We start from the raw sequence: 6,327 nt of genomic DNA on the forward strand, positions 1-6,327 counted from the left end.
GCGCCTAAAAGACACAAAATAGAACAAGTTGATGGACTCTTAAGCCTGATTTGTTTAATTATACCTTCGTGTTTTATTATAACAACGCACTCACGGATTTGGTTCATGCTGTCATCAAGATTGTATGAAAAATAAGATAGAGTACGACTATCGAGTAAGCAGTTTTCACTCTTAGAGTGGCTTACTGGTCAATTTATAACACGCTCACTACTTTAAATGAGCTTGTAAGAACTATAGGGAAATTTCATGCCTACTGAAAAACCAACGATCATCTATACCATTACAGACGAAGCTCCGGCGCTAGCAACATACTCTCTGCTGCCTATCATTCAATCTTTTACAGCTTCTTCTGGTATTAACGTTGATACTCGCGACATTTCACTTGCAGGGCGTATTATTGCCAACTTCCCTGACTATTTGAACGAAGAGCAACGTATTGGTGATGCATTAGCAGAACTAGGTGAATTGGCTAAGACACCAGAAGCAAACATTATCAAGCTTCCAAACATCTCTGCATCTGTACCTCAGCTTCAAGCAACAATCAAAGAGCTACAGTCAAAAGGTTACGCACTTCCTAATTACCCAGAAGAAGCAAACACTGACGAAGAGAAAGCAGTAAAAGCGACTTACGACAAAATCAAAGGCAGTGCAGTAAATCCAGTATTGCGTGAAGGTAACTCGGATCGCCGCGCTCCACTTTCTGTTAAAAACTACGCGAAGAAGAACCCACACTCAATGGGTGCTTGGTCTGCAGATTCTAAGTCGCACGTTTCAAGTATGGACGACAAAGACTTCTTCGGTAGCGAAAAGTCAGTAACCATTGAAGGTGCTACAGAAGTTAGCATTGAATTCGTTGGCAAAGATGGTGCGAAGAAAACATTGAAGCCAGCTTTTGCACTGCAAGATAAAGAGATCATTGATGCGTCAGTGATGAATAAGGCCGCTTTGGTTGCATTCTTCGAAAAAGAAATCGCATCGGCTAAAGAGCAAGGTGTACTGCTTTCTCTTCACTTGAAAGCGACGATGATGAAAGTATCTGACCCAGTGATCTTTGGTCACGCGGTTAAGGTTTACTACAAAGACGTATTTGCTAAACACGGTCAGCTGTTTGAAGAGCTAGGCGTTGATGTAAATAACGGCATCGGTGATGTCTACGCGAAGATTGATGCGCTTCCTCAAGAGCAGAAAGAAGCAATCGAAGCTGACCTGCAAGCGGTATACGAGACTCAGCCACCACTAGCGATGGTTGATTCGGACCGTGGCATTACTAACCTACACGTACCAAGCGATATCATTGTGGATGCATCTATGCCTGCAATGCTGCGTTCTTCTGGTCAAATGTGGGATCCAGAAGGTAAGCAAAAAGATACCAAAGCAATGATCCCAGATCGTAGCTACGCGAGCATTTACCAAGCGGTTATTGATTTCTGTAAAGAGAACGGCGCGTTCGATCCAACAACGATGGGTAGCGTACCAAACGTTGGCTTGATGGCTCAAAAAGCGGAAGAGTACGGTTCTCATGATAAGACTTTCATCCTTGAAGCTGCTGGTCAGGTTCAAGTTGTTGACGCTTCAGGCGCTGTGCTTCTTGAGCAAGACGTAGAGGAAGGCGATATCTTCCGTATGTGTCAGGTTAAAGATGCACCAATCCAAGACTGGGTTAAGCTTGCGGTAACGCGTGCTCGTGCATCGGGTGTTCCAGCGGTATTTTGGCTAGATGCGTCACGCGCACATGATGCTCAGCTTATCAAGAAAGTTGAAGCATACCTTCCTGAATACGATACCGATGGTCTTGAAATTAAGATCCTTGCTCCACTTGAAGCGACTCAATACTCACTGGTTCGTATCAAAGAAGGCCTAGATACTATTTCGGTTACTGGTAACGTATTACGTGATTACCTAACTGACTTGTTCCCGATTTTAGAGCTTGGTACATCAGCTAAGATGCTATCGATTGTTCCACTAATGAACGGTGGTGGTCTGTTTGAAACAGGTGCTGGCGGCTCTGCTCCTAAACATGTTCAACAAGTAGAGAAAGAAAACCACCTGCGTTGGGATTCTCTAGGTGAATTCTTGGCACTAGCGGCATCTCTAGAGCACCTGAGCGTAGTAACAGGTAACGCTAAAGCACAAGTTCTAGCTGATGCGCTTGATAAAGCGACGGGTGAGTTCCTTGATAACAACAAGTCTCCTTCACGTCGAGTAGGTGAGCTTGATAACCGTGGTAGCCACTACTATCTAGCGGCATACTGGGCTAAGGCGCTTGCTGAGCAAACGGCTGACGCTGATCTTGCTGCTGAGTTTGCAGGTGTGGCAAGTCAACTGGCTGAAAGTGAAGAAGCGATCGTTGCAGAGCTGAACAACGCTCAAGGTGTGGCTGGCGACTTAGGTGGTTACTACCTACTTGACGATGTATTGGTTTCAACACTAATGCGCCCAAGCTCAACGCTAAACGCGTTTATTGATGCATAGTGATTGGACTCATCGTTAGTCACTCATGAACGTGATTTGCTAACGAGTTGCTTAGGCTGATAGCTAAGTTATAGATAAAGTCAAAACGAAAGACGCTTTAACGATAATGTTAAAGCGTCTTTTTTCTGTCTAATACTTCTTAAGACCTAGCTTAAGGGGAGTAGCTCTTCGAGCTCATTGTCCAGTGAGCAACTTTAGAGCCCCCAAAACGAAAAAAACCGCTCACGTAATCCTGTGTTACAGGTATTAAATGAGCGGTTTCAATATTCTGTTTACCTGTCAGCCGTTAATGACGACTGATGGAGGTTAACATGAGTTTGCATTCGCCTATTTTGCGGCGCTGCCTTCTACAGGAACAACGGAGCTAGCATGCGAGCCTTTAGGTCCACTTTCTACTTCATAGTCGACCTGCTGACCAGCCTTTAAGGTTCGATAACCTTCCATTTGTATTGTGGAGTAGTGCGCGAAAATATCGCCGTCTTCACCTTCTGGACAAATAAAGCCAAACCCTTTGGCATTGTTAAACCATTTTACTGTACCTGTAGCCATGCTATACATCCCTCATGCATTTTGTTACTAACGTTGTTATATCAATTGTTGTAAGTGCGATTGATATCATTCCTACCAGCTAAAGAATTTCAGCTAATAGCTTGAATCTCGTACATTGCTTACGGAAATTAACGCTACCCTGCGTAATTATTCCTTATTGTTAATTTTTGAAGCGTGTTACTGATTTTAATTCATGTTGCAAAAGTGTATTAAAAAACCTTTTAGCTCCAATGTAGCTAATGATTGAGCACAGTCAATAGTAAATTGGTATAAAAGTGATCAATTTTAATAACAAATCACATTCGAGATTAACCGCAAACTATTAACTAAATAGTAACTTAGCGGTAATCTTATCGTTAGTATCAATAGTTATGGCGTCTTTTTAATCAATCACATATGTTAATCTTGTTAATCGAGATCTTTTATTTGCAGCGATGGAAATGGTGGATTAGGCTCAGTATAGAGGAATATTTTTTGGTACTGTTTCTAGGTGCAGTTTCTTAGTACACGGTAAAGCGTGAATGTGGTAAATTTGAGTTAGGTAAACACTCACGACTTCCGAAAAATAACCCTTAGCAAAGCGATATGAGCAGAAACTTTGAATGGGCATCTCCAGGCTCAGATTTACTGGAGAAAGAAGCAACAAAAGTAAAGCCACCGGCGATGTATAACGTTGTGTTGAATAACGATGACTACACGCCCATGGACTTTGTAATCGAGATCCTAGAGCGATTCTTCTCACTAGATATCGAAAAAGCAACGGAAGTGATGCTCAAGGTTCATTATGAAGGTAAAGCTATATGCGGCACATACAGTGCTGAAATAGCGGAAACAAAGGTAGCGCAGGTCACGATGTACTCAAAGGAAAATGAGCATCCGCTACTATGTACAATGGAGCAAGTATAAATTGCTCGAACAACACTGTTGTTCCCTTAGGAGGTACTTATGCTAAATAAAGAATTAGAGACGAGTTTAAATGGCGCATTTGCTCGTGCGCGAGACAAGCGACATGAATTCATGACTGTTGAACACCTCCTACTAGCATTATTAGAAAATGATGCGGCCAAGGAAGCGCTCCAAGCTTGTCAGGCTGATCTCGATGCTCTTCGCAATGAGCTCGATATTTTTATCGATCAAACGACCCCACTTATCCCTGAAAGCGATGAAACTCGCGAAACTCAGCCTACGTTGAGCTTTCAACGAGTACTTCAACGCGCTGTTTTTCATGTTCAATCTTCAGGTCGCAGCGAAGTAACAGGTGCTAACGTACTTGTGGCTATTTTTAGTGAGCAAGAATCTCACGCGGCATATCTTCTTAAGAAAAACGACATTAGTCGCTTAGATATTGTTAACTTCATCTCACACGGTATTACCAAAGCCAGCAACGAAGGCGACAGTCCTTCATCATCCGATTCATTTGGTGGTGCAGAAAATGCTGAAGAAGCTAACTCTGAAGACCGTTTAGAAAATTTTGCTACTAACCTTAACGAAGTCGCAAAGCAGGGCAATATTGACCCACTAATCGGTCGTGACAAAGAGCTAGAACGCACTATCCAAGTTCTGTGTCGTCGTCGTAAGAACAACCCTCTGTTAGTGGGTGAAGCGGGGGTAGGTAAAACTGCCATCGCGGAAGGTCTTGCATGGCGCATCGTTGAAGGACAAGTGCCTGAAATCATTCAGAGCAGCGTAATTTATTCTCTAGATATCGGTTCACTGTTAGCCGGAACCAAATATCGTGGTGACTTTGAGAAACGTTTTAAAGCGATTCTTAAGCAACTGGAGAAAGAAGAAGACGCGATTCTGTTCATCGATGAGATCCACACCATTATCGGTGCCGGGGCTGCATCGGGTGGTCAGGTTGATGCGGCAAACTTAATTAAACCACTACTAAGCAGTGGCAAATTACGTTGCATCGGTTCAACAACGTACCAAGAGTACAGCAGTATTTTTGAGAAGGAGCGTGCTTTAGCTCGTCGCTTCCAGAAAATAGATATTATTGAACCATCGCTAGACGATACGACCAAGATCCTGATTGGCTTGAAGCCAAAATACGAAGCTCACCACGAAGTGCGCTACACCAACAAAGCGTTGCGTGCCGCTGTGGAACTGTCAGCTAAATACATTAATGAACGCCACCTTCCTGATAAGGCCATTGACGTAATCGATGAAGCGGGCGCTCGTAGTCGTTTGGCACCTGCAAGCCGTCGTAAGAAAACGGTAAGCGTGGCTGATATTGAGTCAATGGTTGCGAAAATGGCGCGTATTCCTGAAAAGTCAGTATCGTCTTCAGACAAAGATACACTCCAGAAACTGGATGAGCGCATGAAAATGTTGGTATTCGGACAAGACCCTGCAATCGATGTATTGAGTGAAGCGATTAAGCTGACCCGTGCTGGATTGGGTGCAGACAATAAACCTGTTGGTTCATTCTTGTTTGCTGGTCCTACTGGTGTCGGTAAAACAGAGGTGACTGTTCAGCTGTCTAAGTTGATGGGTATTGAGCTTCTGCGCTTTGATATGTCTGAGTACGGTGAGCGACACTCAGTGAGCCGCTTGATTGGTGCGCCTCCTGGTTATGTTGGTTACGACCAAGGTGGTTTGCTAACGGATGCCGTAATCAAGAACCCGCACTCTGTTGTGTTACTGGATGAAATCGAGAAAGCTCACCCAGATATCTTTAACTTGCTACTGCAGGTAATGGATAACGGCACGCTAACTGACAACAATGGTCGCAAAGCGGACTTCCGCAATGTGATTCTAGTGATGACGACCAACGCAGGTGTGGCTGAAACCGAGAAGAAATCGATCGGCCTGATCCAACAAGATCATGCGCCAGATGCGATGGGCGAAATCAAGAAGGTATTTACTCCTGAGTTCCGTAACCGTCTTGATAATATCATTTGGTTCAACAGCCTTGACCCAAGTGTGATTAGCCAAGTAGTTGATAAGTTCATTGTCGAGCTTCAGGTTCAACTGGACGCTCGTGGCGTGTCTTTAGAGGTTTCTGAGGATGCTCGTCACTGGTTAGCTGATAAAGGCTATGACAAGACCATGGGTGCTCGTCCAATGGGACGTGTGATTCAAGAGAAGCTTAAGAAACCACTTGCTAACGAGTTACTGTTCGGTAGCTTGGTTGATGGCGGTACGGTTAAAGTATCCCTGAAAAAAGACGAATTGGATTTCATCTATGTTGGTGCTAAAGAAGAGGTCATGCACTAACGAAGTGATTGATAAATCAAAGGCTTAAATATAAAACGCATGACTTAGGTTGTGCGTTTTTTTATGCTTGCGAGATGCGAGATGCGA

At 43.8% G+C, this 6,327-nt stretch carries 4 protein-coding genes; 3 read left to right on the forward strand and 1 reads right to left on the reverse strand.

The window, feature by feature from the left end:
- Positions 1-246: 246 nt before the first annotated feature.
- A complete protein-coding gene (locus AB4133_RS01405; RefSeq protein WP_104216126.1) occupies positions 247-2,472 on the forward strand; it encodes an NADP-dependent isocitrate dehydrogenase in 2,226 nt (741 codons plus the stop codon).
- A gap of 327 nt (positions 2,473-2,799) precedes the next feature.
- On the opposite strand, the gene cspD is transcribed toward AB4133_RS01405, so the two are convergent.
- Positions 2,800-3,021 carry a cold shock domain-containing protein CspD gene (gene cspD, locus AB4133_RS01410; RefSeq protein WP_004736548.1) on the reverse strand — a complete coding sequence of 74 codons (222 nt, stop codon included), beginning with the start codon at positions 3,019-3,021 and terminating at the stop codon, positions 2,800-2,802.
- A 585-nt stretch (positions 3,022-3,606) separates the two neighbouring features.
- On the opposite strand from cspD, the gene clpS reads away from it, so the two are divergent.
- Positions 3,607-3,927, forward strand: a complete 321-nt coding sequence (clpS, locus tag AB4133_RS01415; RefSeq protein WP_004737430.1) for an ATP-dependent Clp protease adapter ClpS — start codon at positions 3,607-3,609, stop codon at positions 3,925-3,927.
- A 39-nt stretch (positions 3,928-3,966) separates the two neighbouring features.
- Complete coding sequence (gene clpA / locus AB4133_RS01420; RefSeq protein ID WP_017062108.1) at positions 3,967-6,240, forward strand: ATP-dependent Clp protease ATP-binding subunit ClpA; 2,274 nt, start codon at positions 3,967-3,969, stop codon at positions 6,238-6,240.
- The last annotated feature ends 87 nt before the right edge of the window (positions 6,241-6,327 follow it).

It is taken from the genome of Vibrio sp. 10N.286.52.F8 (assembly GCF_041468745.1).
Lineage (GTDB): Bacteria > Pseudomonadota > Gammaproteobacteria > Enterobacterales > Vibrionaceae > Vibrio > Vibrio crassostreae_C.